Source organism: Bacillus salipaludis (assembly GCF_030938565.1).
Classification (GTDB): domain Bacteria; phylum Bacillota; class Bacilli; order Bacillales; family Cytobacillaceae; genus Neobacillus; species Neobacillus salipaludis_A.
On the sequence record NZ_JAVGVR010000001.1, the window covers coordinates 1,565,771 to 1,588,547 of the forward strand.

General features: G+C 41.2%; 24 protein-coding genes and 1 tRNA gene. 20 read left to right on the plus strand and 5 right to left on the minus strand.

Going from position 1 to position 22,777, the window contains the following annotated elements:
• Positions 1–10 precede the first annotated feature (10 nt).
• From RCG21_RS07615 to RCG21_RS07630, 4 genes are all read left to right on the plus strand, one after another.
• Positions 11–1,444, plus strand: a complete 1,434-nt coding sequence (locus RCG21_RS07615; protein ID WP_133338600.1) for a LutB/LldF family L-lactate oxidation iron-sulfur protein — start codon at positions 11–13, stop codon at positions 1,442–1,444.
• The gene (locus tag RCG21_RS07620) at positions 1,441–2,160 is read left to right on the plus strand and encodes a LutC/YkgG family protein (RefSeq protein WP_133338598.1); all 720 of its coding nucleotides are present in this window, start codon (positions 1,441–1,443) and stop codon (positions 2,158–2,160) included. Before RCG21_RS07615 ends, RCG21_RS07620 begins: the two co-directional genes overlap by 4 nt.
• A 303-nt stretch (positions 2,161–2,463) precedes the next feature.
• Positions 2,464–2,904, plus strand: a complete 441-nt coding sequence (locus RCG21_RS07625; RefSeq protein WP_133338596.1) for an SRPBCC domain-containing protein — start codon at positions 2,464–2,466, stop codon at positions 2,902–2,904.
• Positions 2,905–2,906: 2 nt separating this feature from the next.
• Complete coding sequence (locus RCG21_RS07630; RefSeq protein WP_208025414.1) at positions 2,907–3,230, plus strand: ArsR/SmtB family transcription factor; 324 nt, start codon at positions 2,907–2,909, stop codon at positions 3,228–3,230.
• A 166-nt stretch (positions 3,231–3,396) separates the two neighbouring features.
• On the opposite strand, the gene RCG21_RS07635 is transcribed toward RCG21_RS07630, so the two are convergent.
• Positions 3,397–3,909 carry a flavin reductase family protein gene (locus tag RCG21_RS07635; RefSeq protein WP_133338592.1) on the minus strand — a complete coding sequence of 171 codons (513 nt, stop codon included), beginning with the start codon at positions 3,907–3,909 and terminating at the stop codon, positions 3,397–3,399.
• A 483-nt stretch (positions 3,910–4,392) separates the two neighbouring features.
• Between RCG21_RS07635 and RCG21_RS07640 the strand changes: the two genes are divergently transcribed.
• The 12 genes from RCG21_RS07640 (at position 4,393) to dmpG (ending at position 15,423) form a co-directional block, all read left to right on the plus strand.
• Positions 4,393–5,157, plus strand: coding sequence for an IclR family transcriptional regulator (locus RCG21_RS07640; protein ID WP_133338588.1), 765 nt, complete (start codon positions 4,393–4,395; stop codon positions 5,155–5,157).
• Between the two features lie 283 nt (positions 5,158–5,440).
• On the plus strand, positions 5,441–6,937 hold the full coding sequence (locus RCG21_RS07645; RefSeq protein ID WP_133338586.1) for a 4-hydroxyphenylacetate 3-hydroxylase family protein: 1,497 nt from the start codon (positions 5,441–5,443) through the stop codon (positions 6,935–6,937).
• 37 nt (positions 6,938–6,974) lie between these two features.
• Positions 6,975–7,502 (plus strand): FAD synthetase, encoded by a 528-nt coding sequence (locus tag RCG21_RS07650; RefSeq protein WP_133338584.1) that lies wholly within the window; start codon positions 6,975–6,977, stop codon positions 7,500–7,502.
• 295 nt (positions 7,503–7,797) lie between these two features.
• The gene (locus tag RCG21_RS07655; protein ID WP_133338582.1) at positions 7,798–8,340 is read left to right on the plus strand and encodes a 3-hydroxyanthranilate 3,4-dioxygenase; all 543 of its coding nucleotides are present in this window, start codon (positions 7,798–7,800) and stop codon (positions 8,338–8,340) included.
• On the plus strand, positions 8,331–9,347 hold the full coding sequence (locus tag RCG21_RS07660; RefSeq protein ID WP_208025413.1) for an amidohydrolase family protein: 1,017 nt from the start codon (positions 8,331–8,333) through the stop codon (positions 9,345–9,347). Before RCG21_RS07655 ends, RCG21_RS07660 begins: the two co-directional genes overlap by 10 nt.
• The gene (locus tag RCG21_RS07665; RefSeq protein ID WP_133338578.1) at positions 9,344–9,802 is read left to right on the plus strand and encodes a RidA family protein; all 459 of its coding nucleotides are present in this window, start codon (positions 9,344–9,346) and stop codon (positions 9,800–9,802) included. The genes RCG21_RS07660 and RCG21_RS07665 overlap by 4 nt, the downstream gene beginning before the upstream one ends.
• 2 nt (positions 9,803–9,804) lie before the next feature.
• Positions 9,805–11,274, plus strand: a complete 1,470-nt coding sequence (locus RCG21_RS07670) for an aldehyde dehydrogenase (RefSeq protein ID WP_133338576.1) — start codon at positions 9,805–9,807, stop codon at positions 11,272–11,274.
• A 62-nt stretch (positions 11,275–11,336) separates the two neighbouring features.
• Positions 11,337–12,116 (plus strand): 2-keto-4-pentenoate hydratase, encoded by a 780-nt coding sequence (locus RCG21_RS07675; RefSeq protein WP_133338574.1) that lies wholly within the window; start codon positions 11,337–11,339, stop codon positions 12,114–12,116.
• A 90-nt stretch (positions 12,117–12,206) separates the two neighbouring features.
• A complete protein-coding gene (locus RCG21_RS07680) occupies positions 12,207–13,001 on the plus strand; it encodes a 2-keto-4-pentenoate hydratase (protein WP_133338572.1) in 795 nt (264 codons plus the stop codon).
• A gap of 86 nt (positions 13,002–13,087) precedes the next feature.
• Positions 13,088–13,360 carry an iron-sulfur cluster biosynthesis family protein gene (locus tag RCG21_RS07685; protein WP_133338570.1) on the plus strand — a complete coding sequence of 91 codons (273 nt, stop codon included), beginning with the start codon at positions 13,088–13,090 and terminating at the stop codon, positions 13,358–13,360.
• 122 nt (positions 13,361–13,482) lie between these two features.
• Positions 13,483–14,370 (plus strand): acetaldehyde dehydrogenase (acetylating), encoded by an 888-nt coding sequence (locus RCG21_RS07690; protein WP_308913039.1) that lies wholly within the window; start codon positions 13,483–13,485, stop codon positions 14,368–14,370.
• A 24-nt stretch (positions 14,371–14,394) separates the two neighbouring features.
• A complete protein-coding gene (dmpG, locus tag RCG21_RS07695) occupies positions 14,395–15,423 on the plus strand; it encodes a 4-hydroxy-2-oxovalerate aldolase (RefSeq protein ID WP_133338566.1) in 1,029 nt (342 codons plus the stop codon).
• A gap of 86 nt (positions 15,424–15,509) precedes the next feature.
• Here dmpG and RCG21_RS07700 read toward each other — a convergent pair whose 3' ends face one another.
• The 3 genes from RCG21_RS07700 to RCG21_RS33490 form a co-directional block, all read right to left on the minus strand.
• The gene (locus RCG21_RS07700; RefSeq protein WP_133338564.1) at positions 15,510–16,343 is read right to left on the minus strand and encodes a hypothetical protein; all 834 of its coding nucleotides are present in this window, start codon (positions 16,341–16,343) and stop codon (positions 15,510–15,512) included.
• A gap of 164 nt (positions 16,344–16,507) precedes the next feature.
• Positions 16,508–16,927 carry a CBO0543 family protein gene (locus RCG21_RS33485; protein ID WP_372512750.1) on the minus strand — a complete coding sequence of 140 codons (420 nt, stop codon included), beginning with the start codon at positions 16,925–16,927 and terminating at the stop codon, positions 16,508–16,510.
• Between the two features lie 204 nt (positions 16,928–17,131).
• Complete coding sequence (locus RCG21_RS33490; RefSeq protein ID WP_372512599.1) at positions 17,132–17,458, minus strand: CBO0543 family protein; 327 nt, start codon at positions 17,456–17,458, stop codon at positions 17,132–17,134.
• 284 nt (positions 17,459–17,742) lie between these two features.
• Here RCG21_RS33490 and RCG21_RS07705 point away from each other — a divergent pair, with 284 nt between their 5' ends.
• The 3 genes from RCG21_RS07705 to RCG21_RS07715 all read left to right on the plus strand — a co-directional run bounded on the left by RCG21_RS07705 (position 17,743) and on the right by RCG21_RS07715 (position 20,755).
• Positions 17,743–18,951 (plus strand): SEC-C metal-binding domain-containing protein, encoded by a 1,209-nt coding sequence (locus RCG21_RS07705; RefSeq protein ID WP_133338562.1) that lies wholly within the window; start codon positions 17,743–17,745, stop codon positions 18,949–18,951.
• 88 nt (positions 18,952–19,039) lie between these two features.
• On the plus strand, positions 19,040–19,966 hold the full coding sequence (locus RCG21_RS07710) for an alpha/beta hydrolase (RefSeq protein ID WP_133338560.1): 927 nt from the start codon (positions 19,040–19,042) through the stop codon (positions 19,964–19,966).
• A 715-nt stretch (positions 19,967–20,681) separates the two neighbouring features.
• Positions 20,682–20,755: transfer RNA gene (locus tag RCG21_RS07715), tRNA-Gly, on the plus strand.
• Between the two features lie 83 nt (positions 20,756–20,838).
• Here RCG21_RS07715 and RCG21_RS07720 read toward each other — a convergent pair.
• Positions 20,839–21,507 carry a B3/B4 domain-containing protein gene (locus tag RCG21_RS07720; RefSeq protein ID WP_133338558.1) on the minus strand — a complete coding sequence of 223 codons (669 nt, stop codon included), beginning with the start codon at positions 21,505–21,507 and terminating at the stop codon, positions 20,839–20,841.
• A 108-nt stretch (positions 21,508–21,615) separates the two neighbouring features.
• Here RCG21_RS07720 and queG point away from each other — a divergent pair, with 108 nt between their 5' ends.
• The gene (gene queG / locus RCG21_RS07725; RefSeq protein ID WP_308913040.1) at positions 21,616–22,749 is read left to right on the plus strand and encodes a tRNA epoxyqueuosine(34) reductase QueG; all 1,134 of its coding nucleotides are present in this window, start codon (positions 21,616–21,618) and stop codon (positions 22,747–22,749) included.
• The last annotated feature ends 28 nt before the right edge of the window (positions 22,750–22,777 follow it).

Sequence of the window (22,777 nt, forward strand, 5' to 3'; positions counted from 1 at the left end):
GGGATTTCCTATGGCAATGAAAATTGGCACGGAGCAATTTAAGGAACGTGTTGACCATGGAATACACGATGATTTCATGCGCGGTGCAGTTGCCGGTGCACAGGATGGAATGGGTTTGAAGCGCAGGGCAGTGACAACTGATGAAATGAGCAACTGGGAAGATTGGCGCAATCACGGTGAAGAAATCCGGCAGCATGTTCTGGAGTATTTGGATTATTACCTGGAGCAGCTGAGTGAAAATGTCGCAAAACGTGGCGGGCACGTCTTTTTTGCACAAACTAAGGAAGAAGCAAATGAATATATTAGAAGTGTTGTCCAGAAGAAAAAGGCAAAAAAGGTTGTCAAATCCAAATCGATGGTAACAGAAGAAATCAGCTTAAATGCTCTGCTGCATGAGGAAGGCTGTGAGGTCGTTGAAACGGACCTTGGTGAATATATTCTCCAGCTGGACGATCATGATCCGCCGTCCCATATCGTTGTACCTGCCTTGCATAAAAATAAAGAACAAATTCGCGAAGTTTTTGAAAAGAAATTAGGGTATACGAAAACATCAAAACCTGAAGAACTTGCCTATCAAGCACGTGTCACCCTCCGCGAGAAATTTTTGGAAGCGGATATTGGGATAACGGGCTGTAACTTTGCGGTTGCTGAAACAGGTTCCTTCAGTCTAGTTACAAACGAAGGAAATGCTGATTTAGTAACGGCGCTGCCGAAAACGCAAATTACCGTCATGGGGATGGAGCGGATTGTGCCAACCTTTGAGGAAATGGAAGTACTCGTCAGCCTGCTAACAAGAAATGCTGTTGGGCAAAAGCTAACCAGTTATATTACTGTATTGACAGGGCCTCGTGAGGAATTGAATGTTGACGGACCTGAGGATTTCCATTTGGTAATTGTTGATAATGGCAGATCGAATATTCTTGGTGGTGAATTTCAGTCGGTATTACAATGTATCCGCTGTGCCGCCTGCATTAATGTTTGTCCGGTGTATCGTCATATTGGCGGTCACTCTTATGGTTCAATTTATCCTGGACCAATTGGTGCCGTACTCACACCATTGCTTGGTGGTTATGATGAATACAAGGAGCTTCCATATGCTTCTACCCTTTGCGGTGCCTGTACAGAAGTATGTCCGGTGAAAATTCCTCTGCACAACCTGCTGCATAAACACCGTGAAGTCATTGTTGAAAAAGAAGGCAAAGCACCTGTTTCAGAAAAATTATTAATGAAGGCATTCGGTCTTGGGGCTGCTTCTCCAACACTCTATAAATTTGGTTCAAAAATCGCGCCAGCCGCCATGTCTCCATTTACCTCGGGGGATAAAATCTCCAAAGGACCGGGACCGCTTAAAGCTTGGACGGATATTCGAGATTTCCCTGCCCCGAATAAAGAGAGATTCAGAGATTGGTTTAATAATCGCGATAAAGGAGACAAAAAACTATGATTGGCACTATCCATAATCGAGATAAATTCTTAAATCAAATTGCCAGTCAGCTGAACCGGCCGCGAATTTCCGCTCCGATTGAAAAGCCGAACTGGAAATTCCAGCCGCAATATGAAGTATTTAAGGATGCAACGCAGGATGAACTGCTGGAGATTTTAAAGGAGCATTGTAAGAAAATCCATACGAAAATTTTTACTACTGATTTAATAGAGCTGCCGGGGATTGTAAATGATGTAGTCGCTGAATACGGCGGAGGCCCGGTTGTGACGTGGAAAGACGAACGGTTCTCGAAGTGGGGGCTTGATTCCTTAATGAAGGAGAAGTGGCCTTCTGAGAAGATTGATGTGTTTGAATGGGATTACAAATTAGGCGAGGAGAATGTTCAAAAAGCAGAAAACGCAAATGTCGGCATTACCATTAGTGAAATTACCCTTGCTGAGTCTGGAACAGTGGTTTTGTTTAGCGACAAGGACAAGGGTAGGACGGTTAGTTTTTTACCGGCTACATCGATTATGCTGATTCCAAAAAGCACTCTTGTTCCAAGGGCAACACAGGCGGCAGTAAAAATGCGGGAAATCTATCAAAAGACCGGACATGTGGCGTCCTGCATCAATTTTATTACCGGTCCAAGTAATTCAGCCGATATTGAGTTGAATCTGGTTGTCGGCGTACATGGTCCGATAAAGGCTACTTATATTGTGATTAACGACTTATAATTTTGGATGAGGGGGCGGTCCTAGATAGAGACGGCCCCTTTTTCCTTCAGACCTAAAGTCAATTTCGGAAAAGGATTTCAGGCTACGGGAACTCGTAATGGGCAATTTTGTTTCCAGGTGAAAATAAATAGCGATAAATTTCTTTAACTTCTGACGAACTCGCGGACGATTTTGTGAGAAGTTAAAGTTGTATCCCCGTTTGTTTCCAAGCACAGTAACGAAAGCAGTGCAACCGATTAGTTGCATGGAAATTCAAAATGTGCTACCATGTGGTTGCAGATTAAATTGAGGAGGAATTATGAGATGGAAAATGATCAAATTGAGCGAGAGATATTCATTGCTGCGCCACTGGAAAAGGTTTGGTTGTTATTTAGCGAGCCAGCCTGGTGGGTTGGCGATGCCCCAGGTCCGAATTCTGTTCATGTTGATGGCAAACGTGTGGTTGCGGAAACAAGGTTCGGCAATTTTCCAGTGGAGATTGAGAGAATGGATCCACCAAACTATTTAGCATGTCGATGGGCAAGCTCCTTTCCTGGTGAGGAGCCAAGAGAAGGTAATTCCACATTGGTTGAGTTTACTTTGACTGCTAAAGATGAAGGCACTATGCTACGTGTGGTGGAAAGTGGTTTTGCTAATTTAACCACCACACATGATGAACGAATGAAGTTTTTTAGAGAAAATTCGGATGGATGGAAGCAGCAGCTAGATTACTTACGCCAACGTGCTGAGAAGACGGTGGAATGAAATTGGATAAGGAACAAGACGAACAAGTTTTGGCGGCACTCGCAGATTCCACCCGTCGTCAGTTGCTCGATATCCTCGCAGCGTATGGAGAAGCCTCTGCAACGGCTTTAGCTACTCAAGTAACGATATCCCGCCAAGCGGTGGTCAAACATTTGTGGGTTCTTGAGAAGGCTAGACTAGTAACTTGTAATCGTGTAGGGCGTGAGATGCGTTATACAGTCTGCACACAACCAATAGAATCGACGGCTCAATGGATGGCAAACCTTGCAAATGATTGGGACAGGAAATTGAAGGCAATTAAACACAGAGCAGAAATGGAGGAATGATTTCTCTATAGCAGCAGGAATCTTTCTTTGAGAATGGTCTAGCGCAAGCACCCAAGCACCTCTAGGTCATAAGCCAGTCCGTCAAGAGGTTTAAAGAACAACCTTCTCACCGGCTTGGCTTATGTTTGTCGGTACTGACCAAGGCGCTTGCGTATTTTTTATCAATCTACATAGTTTGCTTTGGCTGATAAAACTCTTTCGGAATAGGGCCAAAATTTCTACGGTGATACAGCATTGGATCTTTCTCTTTATTGATTTGAAGGTCAGTAACTTCCCCTATGAAAACTGTATGATCCCCCGCCTCAATGTCTTTAAATGTTTTACATTCAAATACTCCAAGCACTCCATCAATAATAGGCAATCCGTTGCTCGATATCTCCCAATCACATGTACTGAAACGGTCATCATGTTTCGTCGCAAACGTTTTACAAAGTTCAACCTGATCTTCTGCTAATACATGAACAGTGAATTTCCCACCTTCTTTAAACTCCTTAAGTAAGGACGATCTGTGATCAATAGACCAAAGAACCATTAGCGGCTCGAGCGATACGGAAGCAAATGAATTTACTGTCAGCCCAACTGGTGTCCCATCCTCCTTTGTTGTGGTAACGATTGTTACACCGGTCGGGTAGTTGCCCATAATTTGTTTGAATAAATCCTGATTCATTTCTTTTTGCATGTATCTTTCTCCTTTAAAAATAAATTTTGACTTTATATTATTATAATCTGAATATTATGAGGGATTTATCTTTGCATTTAACATTGTGAAATGTATGAAATTCTTTTATGAAACTTTTGGCTGTGTTAAACGTGGTTGTTGATTTCCGCTCCAGGATGCTCGCTTTCCGCGGGGCGGGCGGTGAGCCTCCTCGGCGCTTTAGCGCCTGTGGGGTCTCACCTGTCCCGCTGCTCCCGCAGGAGTCTCGCACCTTCCGCTCCAATCAACTTTGTTTAAACATCAACATTGTTCTTTAACAAAGCCAAACTTTTAAAGGCATGGCGAAGGTAATAAAAGAAGGTTTTTACAATTTAAAAGTTGCTAATAGAAGTTAACCTATTTTATAGTACTATTATGCGTGTATTTTGAATTTTTCGATAGTTAGATTTCCTCTTATTTATTTTTTTGAAGAAGGATTAAATAAAAATAGGAGCGTGAGTCATTTTGATTACTTCAGTTAGCAGGGCATGTCAAATTTTAAATTGTTTTACTCAGGACGATCCAGTGCTTGGAAATGCGGAGATTGCAGAAAAGCTGGGATTAAGCATAAGTACTACACATCATCTTATTAAAACCCTTTGCAAGGAGGGAGTTTTAATAAGAGATGAAGATAAAAAGTATAGACTAGGCTGGAAGATTTTTGAGTGGAATAATCAAGTAATGTTTCAGCAGGATTTTTATGATAAAGCAATGCCGTTAGTGAAGGAATTAATAGAAAGATTTAATGGGACAGCGCACATCTCCATGTTTGATCAGGGAGATGTAATCCATGTTTTAAGATTTTCTTCAAAAGATATTGATTCAGTGCCAACCTATCTCGGGGCAAGAAATCCTGCCTATTGTACGAGTGCAGGAAAAGCATTGCTTGCTTACAATAAGGCATACCTTCAAAAGACAGTCGAAAAAGGATTAACAAGACAAGGTTTGAACACGATTACGGATGTCAAATTGCTTGAAAGGGATTTGAAATCGATTCGGGAACAAGGTTATGCAATAAGCGATAATGAAAATGATACGTGCACCTATGCTATAGCTGCTCCCATTTTCTCCTATTCGGGGGAAACCATTGCTTCGATTAACTTAGTTGGTCCAATAAGCTATATGAAAGGACTTCATCGCGCACACATTATCCAAAGCGTTGTACATACTGCTAAAGCGATTTCCCGTGAGTTAGGCTACATTGAGTTGAAAAGGGATAATAGGAAATAAATCAAAGGGTAAAATTCCTTAAACGTTTTAACGAGTAAAAAAATTCCCTAAATTTTCATAATGTTTCACTATTTTAAATCACTTAAGCGAAGTGTAATGAACTTTTTTGTATAGTGATAAACAAGTGATAGAGATTGGTGGATTGAAAGTTTAATAAATGGCAGTTATGTAAACGTTGCCATTTATTTAAACGTTACGAATATGCTGTTTCCTCTGTATGGTGGAAGTTGGCCAATCCGTCATTTTTATAGCTGAAACTTATAAAATTTGGAGGGAATTAAGAATGGGTATTAGAACAGGAGAACAATATATTAATGCATTGGAATCTCGTACTCCAGAGGTGTGGCTTCGTGGTGAAAGAATCACAGATTTGGTCAACCATCCAGTATTCAAACAGCCAATCCAGGAGATTGCCAAGTTGTACGATCTGCAGCATGACCCTGAATATCAAGATAAAATTACACATATTTGTGAGGAGACTGGCGAACGGGTGAATAACGGTTTCCTCATTCCAAGAAATGGTGATGATCTTAAGGCTCGCAGACAGCTTTTCGAAGTGTGGGCTGAGGCCACTTTTGGTTTGATGGGGAGAACACCAGATTTTTTAAATATTGTCGTAACATCGATGGCAACAAACGATTGGTTTTTCCGGCAGTATGGTGAACAATATGGCGATAACATTGTTAACTATTACCGATATATAAGAGATCATGATTTGTTTCTTACACATGCCATCGTAAATCCTCAGAATGATCGCAGCAAGGCTTCATTTGAACAAAATGATGAGTTTACTCACTTGGGTGTAGTAAAAGAGACCGAAGATGGATTAATTGTACGCGGTGCTAAAATGTTAGCAACACTTGCACCTATTACGGATGAGGTAATTGTTTACTCTTATCCCGGCTTTAAGCCAGGTGATGATAAATATGCCATCTCATTTGCCCTTCCACTTGATACTCCTGGACTTAGCATCTATTGCCGAGAGGAAACTCAGGATGGGAAACGATCGACTTGGGATCATCCATTGGCGTCACGATTTGAAGAAATGGATGCCATTTTAGTATTTCATGATGTTCTTGTACCATGGGAACGGGTATTTATTAACCAAAATGTAGAGGCAGGGAATTTACTCTATCCTAAAACGGGTGCAAACCTACAGCCAGCCCATCAGTCTGCCGTTAGAGGATTATGTAAGCTTTCATTTGTAACGGATGTGGCATGTTCTGTAGCTGATGCTATTGGTGTAGACGGATTCTTAAATGTTCAAAATCAATTATCTGAGCTAATTCAAGGCGTCGAGACCATCAGAGCATTGGCGCGAATTGCTGAGTATGAATATACGATTACAGAGCAAGGAGAAGCATTACCAAACATTGTGCCATTCGAAACGATCAGGGGATTGCTTCCGAAACTGTATCCTAGGGCCATTGAAATATTACAGACGATTGGTGCAGGCGGCCTCTTAATGTCACCAACGGGTGCAGACTTTGTAAATCCGGAACTAGCTCTAGACATGGAGAAATATTATGTCGGCCGTCAGGGTGTTACTTCTGAAAAAAGAGTGAGATTATTCAAGTTAGCCTGGGATTTATGCGGGGAGGCATTTGGTCAAAGACTGCTGCAATATGAGCGTTATTATTCCGGTGACCCAGTCCGTAAAATGGGAATGTTCTACAATGTCCATAAGAGAAACAATCCTTCCTATCCGCGTGTTGAACGGGCATTGGAAGAATCCCTGTTGATGTCGGAGGAATATAAGGCGAAAATGCAAAAGGTGTAAATGACACTAAAACATTCAAGGGTAAGGAGGAATTTGCTTGAAAATCCATCAGACTGAAGGGCTAAAATTAAATGGTTCCGTCATTGCGATAGGTGCCTTCGATGGAGTACATCGCGGACATCAGTCTGTCCTCCGAGAGATGGTAAAAGACAGCCAAGTGGAAGGGTTGCCGAGTGTCGTTTATACCTTTTATCCGCCCCCGCGTTCTTATTTTCAAGGTGCGAAAATATTGACTAGCCCGGAGAAAAAGATTCAACTAATAAAAAGTTTAGGAGTAGAGCATGTCGTTGTTGCACAGTTTAATGAAAGATATCTTCAGCGGACAGCAGATGATTTCCTTGAAGAGCTATCGTTATTGAACCCTGCAAAAATTTTCGTCGGGGATGATTTTCGATTCGGCCATAAACGCTCAGGAGATGTTCAATTATTAAAAGAACATTTTCCGGTCCAATCAATCAACCCTATTTGCAGCACAGATGGAGAAAGGATTTCCTCTACCAGAATTAGAGAGCTTATTTTACAGGGTAAGCAGGAGCAAGCAGTTCCGCTACTCGGATGGACATAAGGGAATAATCAGATAAATGAAAGTTTAATCGTAAAAAAGGCACAGCTAGCATTGACTAAGTTGTGCCTTTTTAGCATTTCAAGGATTGTTTTAGGGCATTGGAGAAAAAAGAGTTATAAATACAAAATAAATATTTCTCGAAAAATTTGACTAATTTCATAATATGAAAAAAGTGAATGATCTTGAAAGCGCTTTTTCATTATACTCGGATTAGAAACTTAGTAAATTCCAAGGCTCATAGATTTCTTTGGTAATTTTCTATACAAAATAGATTAAAAATCGGAGGGAATGTAAAATGACAAAATCTACTATGAGAAAGTTGAAAGCGTTTAACTTATTAAACTGGATTGAAGAAAATAAGGATCAGCTTAAGCCGCCGGTAAACAATAAGGTGCTTTGGGAAGACTCCGAATTTATTTGTATGATTCTTGGCGGACCGAACAAACGCCGCGATTTCCATGTTGATCCTTCAGATGAGTTCTTTTATCAAATCAAAGGCGATTGCTTTGTAGAAGTCATTAACAATGGAAAACGTGAAGTCGTTACAGTGAAAGAGGGGGAAGTTTTCATGCTGCCAGCGAATGTTCCGCATTCCCCTCACCGTATTGCGGATACCTTTGGTCTAGTCATTGAACGAAAACGTGACCAAGGGGAACTGGAAGACTTCGTTTGGTTCTGTGATAACTGTGATCATGAAATGCACCGTAAAACGGTTCAATTAACAGATATTGAAACGCAGGTTAAAGGAGCCATTCAAGAATTCAATAGCAGCCCAGACCTTCGCACTTGTGAAAAATGTGGGCATGTCATGTCTGAAGAAGTAGGGTTATGGAAATGAGAGTAGATTTTCATACACACATCATTCCTGAACACATTCCCAACTTCGTTGAAAAATTTGGAGGCGAACGCTGGCCGACGCTCGAGAAAACATGTTCCTGCGGTGCAAATATTATGGTGGCCGGGAAGGTGTTCCGCGAAGTAACGGATCAGGTATGGGATCCTGAAAAAAGAATCAAGGATATGGATGAAGAAGGGGTCGATATTCAGGTATTGTCACCAATTCCTGTGACATTCTCTTATTGGGCAGAGCCCGGCGCCGCTGAAGAAATGTCGAAAATCCAGAATGACTTTATTGCGGAAACCGTGAAGAAGTATCCGGACCGTTTTGTCGGATTAGGTACGGTGCCAATGCAGGATGTGGAAGCCTCCATTCGCGAAATGGATCGCTGCATTCATGAACTTGGCTTAAAAGGAATCGAAATTGGGACAAATGTTAATGGGAAAAACTTGGATGATCCGTACTTTACGAAGTTCTTCGAAATGGCAGAAAAATGGGGAGTGCCGTTATTTGTTCACCCATGGGAAACATTAGGCAGAGAGCGGATGCCGCGCCATAATTTCATGTACACAGTCGGCATGCCAAGTGAAACAGCTCTTGCTGCCGCTAGTTTAATCTGCGGCGGTGTGATTGAGAAATTCCCAGGTCTCAAAGTTTGTTTCGCTCATGGCGGAGGATCCTTCCCCTATATCTTACCTCGCTTGGATCAAGGGTGGAAGGTATGGCCGCATTTACGAGTGATAAGCAAGCCGCCAAGCCATTATGCGAAGAACTTTTATTTTGATTCATTGAATTATGATCCGTTGAACATTAAATATTTGGCCGACCGTTTTGGCCATGAAAAAATTGTCATGGGATCCGATTATCCATTTTTATTAAGAGAGATTCCTCCTGGAAATGTTGTTGATCAAACCGTGGAGCTTACGGAAGGGCAAAAACAGGATATATTAGGCAGAAATGCCCTCGCCTTTCTAAATATTGAAATAAAGGAAGAGGTTAAATCATGAGTACACCGGAAGAAAAGCTGGCAGAATTAGGGCTAGAATTGCCACCATTACGTCCTGCACATGGAGATTATGTCGGCTGTGTCAGAACGGGGAATCTGCTGTTCACCGCTGGTCAAGGTGTGGATCAATACCACGGCAAACTGGGAAGAGAGTTAACAGTGGAAGAAGGATACTTAGCTGCACAGCAATCGATGCTGAACCTTTTAAGTGTTGTGAAAAATGAAATTGGCGAATTAAGCAGGGTAAAGCAGTTCGTCAAAGTGCTCGGGATGGTCAATAGTACGGAAGAGTTTACCGACCATCCGAAAGTCATGAACGGTGCATCCGATCTAATCATGAAGGTTTTCGGAGAAAAAGGGAAGCATGGCCGTTCAGCAGTAGGATTTGCACAATTACCGAACAATACAGCAATTGAAATTGAAATGATTCTTGAGATTGAGGAGCAGGAGGAATAGATGTGGCAAATGGATTAGTTGTTGAAAATACGATCATTCAAGATGCAAAACTGTTTATCAATGGAGAATATCGGGACGCTCTTTCGGGGGAAACGTTTGATTCTTTAAATCCAGCAACAAATCAGAAGCATGCTTCCGTGGCAAATGGCGGACAGGAGGATGCCAAGCTTGCCATCGAAACGGCTCAGCGCACATTTGCAAGTGGAGTTTGGAGCAATATGCCTGTAGAAGAAAGATCAAGGATCCTCTGCAGAATGGCGGATTTAATCATGGCAAATGTCGACCGGCTGGCCATGATTGAAACATTGGATGTCGGTAAGCCGATTAAGGAAAGCCGCGGGTTTGATATCCCTCGCGCCGCGCAGAACTTCCGCTTCTTTGCCGAAATGGCGAAATACATGGTACACGAGCATTTTGATATGAGCGGTCATATGTCATATGTTCAGTATGCACCTGCAGGAGTCACCAGCTTAATCATTCCGTGGAACCTGCCGTTTATGCAGATGACCTGGAAAGCGTCGGCCGCACTTGCAGCGGGAAATACAGTAGTGATTAAACCAGCTTCTTATACACCATTAAGCGCGGTTTTACTTGGTGAAATTGCGAATGAAGCTGGATTACCGCCAGGTGTCCTGAATATCATTACCGGTCCGGGGAGCACGGTCGGCAATGTGATGGCATCCCATCCATCCGTCCGGAGAATTTCTTTTGTCGGTGAATCGAATACAGGGAAAACCGTCATGCGAAATGCAGCTGAAAATTTAATCCCTGTTTCACTTGAGCTTGGTGGCAAATCGGCCAATATCGTTTTTGAAGATGCTGATCTAGACGAAGCCGTTGCCGGTTCAATTGAAGCGATTTTCCGCAACCAGGGGGAAATATGTTTAGCCGGTTCCCGAATTCTAGTTCAAGAAAGTGTTTACGACAAGTTCTTAGAGAAGTTCGTTGCCGCAGTTAAGAAAATTAAAGTCGGAAATCCAACGGATGAATCGACAGATATGGGAGCGCTTGTGTCTAAGGGGCATTTAGAATCAGTTGATGAGTATGTACAAATCGGTTTATCAGAGGGTGCAAAGCTTGCGGCTGGCGGTAAGAGAGTTGCGGGCCTAACAGAAGGAAACTTCTATGAACCGACTGTACTTTATGATGTGAATAATAAAATGCGCGTTGCACAGGAAGAAATCTTTGGTCCTGTCCCAGTGATCATTCCATTTAAGACAGAAGAAGAAGCGATCCAAATTGCTAATGATTCCATCTACGGATTGGCCGGGGTGGTTTGGACAAACGATTTAAAGCGCGCCCACCGCGTGACATCTCAAGTATTCTCAGGATTATTATGGGTAAATTGCTGGTATGTCCGTGATTTGCGTACACCATTTGGCGGTGCAAAAGCGAGCGGCATCGGCCGGGAAGGCGGCCGTCACAGTTTCGATTTCTACACGGAAGCGAAAACCATCACAATGAAAAAATAATGGAGATAAGCGAAAGGCGCCTTGTTCACCTTTTGTTTATCGTTTCTTAGGAGGTTTTTCTAGTGGCAGTACGAACGATTGATTTTGCAAGTGAGCTATTGAAGGCGGAGGAAACGAGGGAGGCTGTCCCTGCCTTGACGGACCGTGATCCGGACTTAACGGTGGAGGATGCCTATCAGATTCAGCTGGAGGCCGTAAATGCAAAGTTGGTGCAGGGGAAAAAGGTGATCGGGAAAAAGGTAGGATTAACCAGTTCGGCTATGCAAAAAATGCTGAATGTAAATGAACCGGATTACGGTCATTTGCTGGATGATATGCGGGTGGAAAATGGGGAAGCCGTAAAGGTTGATTCATTGATTTCGCCAAAGATTGAAGCAGAGATCGGTTTTGTGCTAGCGGAGGATTTAACCGGTCCCAATATTACTTTTTTAGATGTGATAATGGCGACAAAATATGTTGTCCCGACGATTGAAATCATTGACAGCCGTGTGAAGGATTGGAAGATTAAATTAATCGATACAGTAGCAGATAATGGATCATCCGCAAAAGTTGTGGTGGGTGACAAATTCACCGAGCTTGATGGTGTGGATTTGCGTGCGGCCGGCATGTCTCTATTTAAGAATGAGGAGCTTGTGGCAACAGGCGCAGGTGCGGCCGCACTTGGCCATCCGGCGCATGCGATTGCCTGGCTTGCCAACAAATTACATGAATTCGGAATCTCCTTGAAAAAAGATGAAATCATTTTACCAGGAGCTTTATCTGCCGCTGTACCGGTTAAAGCCGGAGACACAATTAAGGCCGACTTTGGTGCACTGGGATCCGTGACTGTTCATTTTGAATAATTGGTTTTACTGGATTCTAAAATTCAAGTTGAAGCAGACCCGCAGGTGGAAGCCTGGCGGTTGAAACTAAATAAAGTGAGGGCATAAATTATGACTCTACTAGTGGATAAACACAAAGAAATTATCGAGTATTTATATACGGCAGAGCGAGATGCACGGGAAGTCATTAAAGTGACGGACGAATATCCGGAGTTGACAGTAAAGGAAGCATATGAACTGCAGGATGGCTTGCTTGCCCGTAAACTAGCGGAATCCGGAAGCAAAACAGTTGGTCTGAAATTAGGATTAACAAGTAAAGCGAAACAAGTCATGATGGGCGTGAATGAAGCGATTTACGGTTATCTGCATCAAGATATGCTCGGCTTTGAATGGGAGGGAATTTCCTATTCGGGCTTGATCCATCCAAAGGTGGAACCGGAAATTGCCTTTTTGCTGGATAAAGATTTACAAGGTGAAAACATCACTGAGGAAGACGTGTTAGCGGCAACTAAATATGTTGCTCCCGCTCTGGAAGTGATTGATAGCCGGTATAAGGATTTTCGCTTTACCTTAGTTGATGTTATTGCAGATAATTGTTCTTCGGCTAAATTTGTAGTCGGAAGTAAATGGGTCGCGCCTGGGGCGATTGATTTAGGAAACATCGGCATGGTGATGTCCAAAAACGGTGAAGTGGCGCAAACAGGTTCGAGCGCTGCGGTATTAGGGCATCCGGCAACAGCTATCGCCTGGGCGGTAAATGAATTAGGGGCCCGCGGGAGAGGACTGAAAAAGGGAGATATCATCCTCAGCGGAGCCATGTCAGAAGCAATCGCGTTTAAACCGGGTGACTCAGTCATTGCCAATTTCGAAGGATTAGGCAGTGTTTCGATGTATTGCAAGGAATGAAGCATGGGGACTGTTCTTTTTAAGGAAGCAGAAAGAACTGTCCCTTTGCTTTATGATTCCGGAGTTGTTTCTATAAGGGTGATTATATGTTTACTGTAACGAATGCAGCAAAAATAGAACTGCAAAATAGATTGAATTCTTCAGATGAAAACTCATTGATCCGCCTGCAGATGCGGAAAAGTTGTTTCATGAAAGTAAAATTAACGCTGGAAGATTCGATTCAGCCTAATGATACAGAAGTGATGTTGGATGGTCTGCATTTTATCATTGATCAAGGTGAGTGCCATTATTTTAATCATAAAACATTAGATTTTTTACCAGACAAAACCGGTTTTAAACAATTTGAGGTATTACATTAGTTTGGATTAATTATTTCAAAGGCTGTTTTCTAGAAGATTATTGTTTATAAATAGTTTTTATGAAAGGTTGATTGGAGCGGAAATCAACCTCAACTCTTTTTGATATAGGAGGAGAAAATAGGATGGAAAAAGTAAAAGTTGCGATCCTAGGCTCAGGGAACATCGGAACAGATTTAATGATCAAATTAGCACGCTCTAAATTTTTAGAGCTGATTGCTGTAATCGGAATTGATCCACACTCTGACGGTTTACGCCGTGCAAGGGAATTAGGGTATGCCGGGGTTGATACAGGAATTGATGGATTTTTGGCAGACCCGGAATTAAAAGCAGACATTGTATTCGATGCCACTTCCGCAAAAGCCCATCTATATAATGCAAAGGTGTTAAAAGAAGCGGGAATAAAGGTTATTGATATGACTCCAGCGGCGATAGGACCTTTAGTCTGCGCAGCCGTAAACATTGAAGAGCATTTAGATAAGGACAATATCAATCTGATTACTTGCGGTGGTCAGGCAACGATCCCAATGGTCCATGCCGTCAACCGAGTAGCGCCAGTCGAATATGCTGAGATTGTTGCGACGATTGCAAGTAAGAGTGCGGGGCCGGGAACTCGTGCCAATATTGATGAATTTACAGAAACAACCGCTCGTGCGATAGAAGTAGTTGGCGGTGCTAAAAAAGGGAAGGCGATTATTATCTTAAACCCTGCTGAACCGCCAATCCTCATGCGTGATACCGTTTACACGCTTGTAGAGGAAGGGAAAATGGATGAAGAAGCGATTCGGAACTCTATCAGGGAAGTGGAGAAAGTTGTTCAATCGTATGTCCCGGGTTATCGCGTGCGCACCGAACCAATTTTTGACGGAAATAAAGTAACCATCTTCCTTGAGGTAGAAGGAGCTGGTGACTACCTGCCTGTATATGCTGGTAACCTTGATATCATGACATCAGCTGGTGTGAAAATTGCAGAGGCGTTCGCGAAAAAATTATTAACGAAAGAAACAGTTTAAGCTGTAGAAAGGGGCAAAAAAACCATGCCAATTGAAAGAGATATTCTCATTACAGAAGTAGGGCTGCGAGATGGAAGCCACGCCATTAATCATCAATATACGGTAGATCAAGTACTTAGCGTAACAAAAGCATTAAATGATGCAAATGTTCCTTTTATTGAAGTCTCTCATGGTGACGGTTTAGCTGGATCTTCCTTACAATATGGTCTTTCACGGACAAATGAAATGGAATTAATCGAAGCGGCGGTTTCAGTAGCAGACAAGTCGAAAATTGCTGTTCTTCTATTACCAGGTATCGGTACACTGCATGAATTAAAAGAAGCCGCCCATTTAGGTGCAAAAATGGCCCGTATTGCTACACATGTAACAGAAGCAGACGTGGCACCGCAGCATATTGCCTATGCAAAAGAATTAGGAATGGAAACAGTCGGTTTCTTAATGATGAACCACATGGCCCCAGTAGACAAACTTGTTGAGCAGGCAAAATTAATGGAAAACTATGGAGCTGACACCGTATATGTTGTTGATTCAGCAGGCTATTTGCTTCCAGACCAGGTTCGTGAACGTATTCGCGCCCTTAAGCAATCGGTAGGGATTCATGTCGGCTTCCACGGCCATAATAATTTGTCACTTGCCATGGCCAACACACTTGTGGCAATTGAAGAGGGTGCGACTCGGATTGATGGCAGTGTACGCTGTTTAGGAGCAGGTGCCGGTAATACTCAAACAGAGGTACTTGTTGCCGTTTGTGAACGAATGGGAATTAAAACAGGGGTAGACTTATATAAAATGATGGATTTGGCGGAAGATATTGTTGCACCCATTTTGCAAGTGCCGCAAGAAATTACAAGAGATAGCTTAACTCTCGGGTTTGCAGGTGTGTACTCAAGTTTTGCCCTTCATGCAAAACGCGCAGCTACTAAATTTAGCGTTGATTCCCGTGATATTTTAGTTGAATTGGGCAAACGAAAAGTAGTGGGCGGTCAAGAGGATATGATCGTCGATGTGGCTGCGGAGATTGCAAAAGAAAGGAATAAGGTTGTTTTGGGTTAAGTGTTTTGATGAAGGTGTCCCAAAAGTCAAACTTTTGGGACACCCCTTCTTACATTTATAGGAAGAACATTATTTCTCAATGCCTACTAATTTTTAAATTCCTTGTAACTATGTTTAAATACTTCCTTAGTTACAGCATGAAACGATAGTTTTTGGTCGGTCGTCCAGAACGACAGGTCGAATCCAGTGGCACCTTCATGAAACTTGCCTTCCAATTTGGTTGTTTTTCCGTCTACTGTAGTGAAAAACTTCACCAAACGCCCATCTGTTACTCCGTTTAATACATACCTGGATTCTTTCCCCTTGTCATCCATCATGAGTAGGTAACCTGTCAATTCGCCTTCTAGTAAGGCTTCATCTATTTTGACGAACAATTGGAAGGAGTCGTCCTGAGCGGTGTAAAGATAGCCGTAAACACTACGAAGATTGGAAAAAAAGTATCTTATTCTTTTATTTTCGTTCTCTTCAGCGTGATAGTCTTTTAGCGCTTTTATATATCCATCGAGTTCTTTATGATTTACGGGATTGTAAAGTGTGATGTCTTTTTCTCCTTGCTCTTGTACTGAAAGATGTGGACCAGAAAACCAAGCTTCATAGCTTATAATTTCCCCGCCATTATTCAACTTGAATTTATACCCCTTTTCAGTTGTTTCCCCAGTCAGGGGGAATAGTTTCTCTTCCATTATAGGAGCTTTCCCAGCTTTTTCTATGAATCTCTGTTGGTGAAGTTTCCCCTTAACTTCCCCTCTTCTACTAGTTAGTTCAAACCAATGAAGTATGCCGTTATCACTATACACAAATGCATCCGATTTGTTCAGCGGGTCCTTTAGGTCTTTCACCTTGGATGTTGCCCACCAAAATGCTGTTCCAATCAACAACCCAATAACCGCCGTCGCTCCCCAATATTTTAACTTCTTCACTTGGTTTCCCCTCCTGAGTGAATGAGGTGCATACAATCAATTTTTGATTGATGTGCCTGGTTTTCATTTAACTAACCTTTCCTGCTATTTAAACAACATCTCTCTGAATTTTAACATAAATATCCAGAAGCCCACCTAAAGGGCAAGAGGGGAGAACAAAATATTTAGTGGTTATTTAACTTAAAATACCATTTATAAAATATCCATGCTAAAAATAAGGTAGCATAAACGGATGTCCAGGTAAAATACCATTGCCAATGAATATATGAAATCAGATTTGTATACTTTTCCATGATGACTTCAGGTAAGGTTAGTGCTGTGGAATATGCACTTATATATAGGGGTTTTTTCCAAAATGAATTGGTTTTGGGGTAAAAGAGACAAAAGAAGATGGTTACGACGGGATATAAAAAGAACTCATATAAAAAGCTGGTGCCATTCACTTTTGCGAGTTCCCGAACAGGGTACTCTAATAAGTGGAATCCCACAGCGAGAATTCCAGCAAACCATGTAACACACTGTTGAAAAAGGAAGATGACGCTGGCCTCTCTTACTTTATCCTTTGGTATGAATGCTACAGAAATAAAAGTGCAGGCATGGCATTATGCTAACTTTTATGTTTTTGATAGGGAAATTTACAAACATTATGAAGATTAGTATGGAGAATCTCATAAGAAGCTTTTTTAATTTTATCATTGAGCTTTGGATATGTCGTCGTTATGTGATATGGATTATGGCACATCCTGACTTTGAAAGGTTAGAGACAAATGAAGATTGAACCGTTGATTTTATACATTCTTTATCCCCAAAAAATAATGTAACACACGTCTTATAAAATGTGCGTTTTTTGGAAATTTTAGCTGGAACAGAAGAGCAAAAAAAGGATAAGCTAAATATTCCATCGTAAAATTTATTTTTGTTGCATGTTTGAAAATTCGAACGGGTGATTCAAGTAAGCCGAAATAGGTTAGATAAATACTGAACAGCCACGTTAACATCTGAAATAACAAAAGAGTCGCAATGGCTTCGCGAAGTCGATTTCGAGGGATAACTTTCCATATTGAGATTGGAAATATTATCCACAATAAAAACAACACAAAATAATCTGATTTCATATATGCCACCTTTTTATAACTTAGTTTGAAATATACTAGCGTAAATTATCCTGTTTATAGAAAAAACATTTTCTGTTATAGTACTAATCAAATTTTTCTGGGTCTTTAAGGTCTCTCATACATTATTACCATTTTAGCCAATACCGCTTCACTCCCTTTCAAATTTCTTGTAAAATTGATTTCTTTGAAAGCATTATATTATTTATATATATAATAGAAATACGGATAGTAGGTCGGGGCTTGCATTCTGCGAAAATGAGAGGATTTAGAAAGTAGGGAGTTTTATGAGCAACAACGTGATGGATAAACAATTAGAAGAAGGCCTTCTCAAGGCTTTGTCTGGATTAAAAAAAGTGTCCAAAGATATAGAGGTAAAACAGGATCAAAAACATTGGGGCAATTTGAATGTTCCTGTAACCTTACAGGAACAACTAGGTAAAATGACAAAGAGTGAGTTAGATAACATCAGAAAAAATTTAGAATTAAAAGGCGTCAGCAGTTTGAAAAAAGCCGAACTTGTTACAGTGTTACAAGAAATGATTCCTAAAACGCTCGAAAAGGTTTGCCTTCCATTTGATGCCGAGCGTTTGAGATTATTAACAAAAATCGCCCATAATGGCGGGCATATGATTGCCCAAGAATTAGAACCGCATCAAATCGAATATTTTCGTGCACGTGGTTTGATATTTACGGGAATCTTTCAAGGAAAAAGGATATTGGCTGTGCCGGATGAACTGATTGTTCCAATTTTATCCCTTGAAGATAATAAAAAGTTCACATCTATCATAAATAGAAATACAGAGTGGATCAAACTTACATACGGTCTTTGTTACTATTATGGAGCATTAAGTACAGCACAACTATCAGAGATGCTGGAAACCTTCACGAAAGAACCGTTACGTTTACGGGAATTTCTTGACGTTATTCATCATGCCAATCCCTATCATAAAGAAATTAGTCTTAATGAAGAAGGCTTCTCAAATATAAGAGTGTATGATCCAAAAAGAGTGAAGCAAGAACACCGGATGAGAGAAAGTGTGGCATTTTTTCCTTTTACTAAAAAACAACTTCTCAAAGCGGGGGAAGCCGGGTTTGTTGAAAAGAATCAAAGCTATCTGGAGTTTGTCCAGTTCCTTACGCTGTATTTTGAAATGGACAGGGAGGCAGCTGATAGTATTGTAGAAGAGTGTGTCTATGCGACTCGAATTGGTGACGGCCCGAATGAGGTTATGCATTATTTAGGAAGTGTCCTTGAATTTGAAAGTTTGGAAACGGTCCAAGCGATAATGGATCAAGTGGTTCATTTGATGAATAACACGAAGCAATGGTTTTTGAAAGGCTATACACCAATTGAGCTAAGGGAACATTCATTGAAACCGGAACTTTTAACGAGCCCCAAACAAACTGAAGGTAAAACAAACGAGAAAATCGGCAGAAATAATCCATGCCCTTGCGGAAGCGGGAAAAAGTATAAAAAATGCTGTGGAAGATAAGGTAAGTCAAGCTGAACGCTATAGGTACATCATGAAGTAAATGCTTTTTAGTGAAGTTCAATTGTCAAGATGCTAAGGAGTGATTGGGATGGTTAAGCAATCTGCTTTTACCTTTGAAACGAATGATGGTATTAAGATCCATGTTAGCAAATGGGATGGGGAGGAAAATCCGCGGGCAATTGTCCAAATTGCCCATGGTATGGCAGAGCATATCGAGCGATATCACTCCTTTGCAGAAGAACTCGTATCTCAAAATATAGTCGTTTTTGGTAATGATCACCGTGGCCATGGAAAAACGGCGAGTTTAAATAACTGTTCAGGTTATTTTGCAGATGAACAGGGCTTTGAAAAAGTAGTGGAGGATCTGTTTACCCTTACCACGATCATTGAAAAGGACTATCCAGATGTTCCGATTTTTCTATTTGGTCACAGTATGGGATCATTCTTATCCCGTCGTTATATTCAATTGCACGGTGATCGGATTGTAGGTGTGATTTTATCAGGTACAGGCGGAGACCCGGGGATTATGGGGAAAATCGGCAGGATGATCGCTTCCAGGCAAATGAAGAAGATAGGAAGAAGGACTCCTAGTCCACTATTAAATAATCTTACATTTGGTAACTACAATAAGAGCTTTCAACCGAATCGAACGGAATTTGATTGGTTAAGCAGGGACGAAAGAGAAGTAGATTTGTATATTGAAGATCCCAATTGTGGTGGTATTTTCTCATCAGGCTTTTTTAATGATCTGCTTGGCGGTCTTGAAACGATAAATAAAATCGCTAATATTGAGTTGATTCAAAAAAAGTTGCCGATCTATTTGGTTTCCGGAAGTATGGACCCAGTTGGAGGAAATACAAAAGGTGTGTTAAAAACCTATCAAGCATTTAAAAATGCCGGTATTATCGATGTCACTTATAAATTTTATGAAGATGCCAGGCATGAAATATTAAATGAGATTAATAAGGATGAAGTGGTTGCGGATATTATTGGGTGGATGAATGAGCATCTTTAATTTTGAAAAATACGAACTCAAATAGACTTTTACCATCTAGGGTTGAACATAGGTTGTAAATGAAAAAAAGAGTGGTTTCTTCACTGATAAGGGTTCTAAGTGCCTGTAAAGGAGAAAAAAGAGTGGAAGCGGTCACTGACGAGGGTTCTATGTGCCCGTAAAGGAGAAAAAAGAGTGGAAGCGGTCACTGACGAGGGTTCTATGTGCCCGTAAAGGAGAAAAAAGAGTGGAAGCGGTCACTGACAAGGGTTCTAAGTGCCCGTAAAGGAGAAAAAAGAGTGGAAGCGGTCACTGACGAGGGTTCTAATTGCCCGTAAACGAGAAAAAAGAATGGCCGTGGTAACTGTCAAAGATTCAAAGTACCCGCAAAGAGTGTTATTTATCATAAAAAGGGAAAAGCACCGCCCTACCATTCACCGAAAAGCCCTTTTTCTCCTACTAATCCACTCAATCTAAAAATCAAGTTAAAAAATCGACAAATTTCGCAAAAAACCTTGACGAAAAAATGAAAAGTGTGTAATATAATAAAAGTCAGTTAATTAAAGCGTTCAAGTAATAATTGAGGGTGTAGTTTACTGGTAAAACCTCAGCCACGAGCATAGCATCTGAGAATAAGCTTCGAGTTGCCTCGACGCATCATTCTTCTTCGAATATGCTTTTAGAGGAAGAGGCATGTAAATGCGTGTTGAAAATAAATATTACATTATAATAATTTGCGGGTGTAGTTTACTGGTAAAACCTCAGCCTTCCAAGCTGATGTAGTGGGTTCGATTCCCATCACCCGCTCCAATATTGTGACTAACGTAGTGTATCGTTTCAAAGAAAAACGATGCGTTACGTTTTTTTATTTGCCCAAAAAAAGAATGCCTCTATCAGCATCCTAATATGCGATAAGAAGCATCCCCGCCATGGACTTGAATAAACATATTCATTAAAGATTCCGTTAGCTGTTTCGCGTTAACTACATCCATAGATGGCCGAATATAGATCATTTGCACCGCCTGTTTGGTTTCTACCGTTACAGGTGTTCGGTCTGAGTCTACAAACGGACTGCCAAATGGTCCTTGTTGATCTACCGATACAATTAAGTTCTCTAATGAGTTCATTCTTCCATTTAAACCGCGATATTCTTCCCCAGCAGCACCAATTCGGATTGTAACTGGTCCCTCTAATTTCTCTTGATCATAAATCCCAATCGGCACTTGATATTCTAGCGAGAAAAAGTTGTTGAGATCAATCGCACTTTGAACAGGGGAAAGATAATTCTGCTTTTGAACCCTTCGGTATAGTGCTTCTGCAGAGTGACGGTAGCGGTTCGGGTCCTTTCCCGTCATTTTAAACACACTTCGCCATTCCTGAATTCCAGGTAAATCCGTCACATTTTTATTTTCCAGCTCAAAATAGATCGACTCTTGAAACAACTGAAGACGGCCTTTAACCATTTGCGGTGAATTCCCGACAGTGATATTCTCGTATTCAATAACTCCCACTTTAAAATTAGGAATCTTTTCAATCAGACTTGATGACAATTGAATTTCCAAGCTTTTTAACCTCCAAAATTTGTTGGAAATAGTTTATCATAAAAAAGTGTGTAATGAATAATTAACCGCATCATATTGATGGAAACCGTTTGAAAGAAGGCTTTAAAAATGAACGTTAACCAATTTAAAGAAGAACTAATTGCATACAGTAAGGAAATTGGCATTGATAAAATTGGTTTTACTACTGCTGCCCCCTTTACTGAACTGAAAAATAGATTAATACGCCAGCAGGAGCTAGGTTTCCAATCAGGTTTTGAGGAACCGGATATAGAAAAACGCGTTAATCCCTCCCTGCTCCTTGAAGAGCCGCGTTCCATCATAGCGATTGCGTTAGCTTATCCATCTAAAATGAAAATCAGGCTCGTGAGCAAAAAGGGAGAGCGAAGAGGAATTTTTTCAAGAGCTTCTTGGGGAATGGATTATCACCATATTCTCCGTGATCGACTAAAAAAACTGGAAGCATTTATCCTTGAAAAGGTACCGGATGCCAGGGTTAAATCAATGGTTGACACTGGAGAACTTTCAGACCGAGCTGTGGCAGAGAGAGCAGGGATTGGTTGGAGCGGAAAGAATTGTGCGGTAATCACGCCTGAATTTGGCTCTTATGTTTACCTAGGTGAAATGATTACCAGTATTCCTTTTGAACCGGACACTCCAATAGAAGATCAGTGCGGAACATGTTCAAAATGTCTTGAGGCTTGCCCTACAGGTGCATTGGTACACGGCGGACAGATCAATGCTCAGCAATGTATTTCATTTTTAACGCAAACAAAGGGCCTTATACCTGATGAATTTAGGGAGAAAATCGGTAATAGGGTGTATGGCTGTGATTCCTGTCAAACCGCCTGTCCGGCAAATAAAGGTAAGGACTTTCATTTTCATGAAGAAATGGAAACCAATCCGGAAATTGAAAAACCATTATTAACCCCAATTTTAAAGATGAGTAATCGTGAATTTAAAAATAAATTTGGCCATTTATCAGGGTCTTGGCGTGGGAAGAAGCCAATCCAACGTAATGCCATGATTGCCCTTGCTCATTTTAAAGATGAAACAGCAGTTCCCGATTTAGTTGAGGTTTTGCAGAATGAACAAAGTCCAGTAATGAAGGGAACAGCTGCATGGGCCCTTGGTAAAATTGGCGGCGAGAGCGCATATACCGCCCTTGAGAAAGCTAGGAAAACCGAAACAGATATAGAGGTCCAGCAGGAAATCGAAAAAGGTTTACGTATGTTGAATACGTAAAAAAGGGCGAATCATGATGATTGGCTCT

What these genes read in the sequence shown, in the direction of transcription:
- queG (WP_308913040.1), top strand. Translation starts at nt 21,616, where the DNA reads ATGAACGTTAACCAATTTAAAGAAGAACTAATTGCATACAGTAAGGAA.
- RCG21_RS07685 (WP_133338570.1), top strand. Translation starts at nt 13,088, where the DNA reads ATGTTTACTGTAACGAATGCAGCAAAAATAGAACTGCAAAATAGATTG.
- RCG21_RS07615 (WP_133338600.1), top strand. Translation starts at nt 11, where the DNA reads ATGGCAATGAAAATTGGCACGGAGCAATTTAAGGAACGTGTTGACCAT.
- dmpG (WP_133338566.1), top strand. Translation starts at nt 14,395, where the DNA reads ATGCCAATTGAAAGAGATATTCTCATTACAGAAGTAGGGCTGCGAGAT.
- RCG21_RS07635 (WP_133338592.1), bottom strand. Translation starts at nt 3,909, where the DNA reads ATGCAAAAAGAAATGAATCAGGATTTATTCAAACAAATTATGGGCAAC.
- RCG21_RS07690 (WP_308913039.1), top strand. Translation starts at nt 13,483, where the DNA reads ATGGAAAAAGTAAAAGTTGCGATCCTAGGCTCAGGGAACATCGGAACA.
- RCG21_RS07705 (WP_133338562.1), top strand. Translation starts at nt 17,743, where the DNA reads ATGAGCAACAACGTGATGGATAAACAATTAGAAGAAGGCCTTCTCAAG.
- RCG21_RS07645 (WP_133338586.1), top strand. Translation starts at nt 5,441, where the DNA reads ATGGGTATTAGAACAGGAGAACAATATATTAATGCATTGGAATCTCGT.
- RCG21_RS07680 (WP_133338572.1), top strand. Translation starts at nt 12,207, where the DNA reads ATGACTCTACTAGTGGATAAACACAAAGAAATTATCGAGTATTTATAT.
- RCG21_RS07710 (WP_133338560.1), top strand. Translation starts at nt 19,040, where the DNA reads ATGGTTAAGCAATCTGCTTTTACCTTTGAAACGAATGATGGTATTAAG.
- RCG21_RS07655 (WP_133338582.1), top strand. Translation starts at nt 7,798, where the DNA reads ATGACAAAATCTACTATGAGAAAGTTGAAAGCGTTTAACTTATTAAAC.
- RCG21_RS33490 (WP_372512599.1), bottom strand. Translation starts at nt 17,458, where the DNA reads ATGAAATCAGATTATTTTGTGTTGTTTTTATTGTGGATAATATTTCCA.
- RCG21_RS07660 (WP_208025413.1), top strand. Translation starts at nt 8,331, where the DNA reads ATGGAAATGAGAGTAGATTTTCATACACACATCATTCCTGAACACATT.
- RCG21_RS07620 (WP_133338598.1), top strand. Translation starts at nt 1,441, where the DNA reads ATGATTGGCACTATCCATAATCGAGATAAATTCTTAAATCAAATTGCC.
- RCG21_RS07665 (WP_133338578.1), top strand. Translation starts at nt 9,344, where the DNA reads ATGAGTACACCGGAAGAAAAGCTGGCAGAATTAGGGCTAGAATTGCCA.
- RCG21_RS07625 (WP_133338596.1), top strand. Translation starts at nt 2,464, where the DNA reads ATGGAAAATGATCAAATTGAGCGAGAGATATTCATTGCTGCGCCACTG.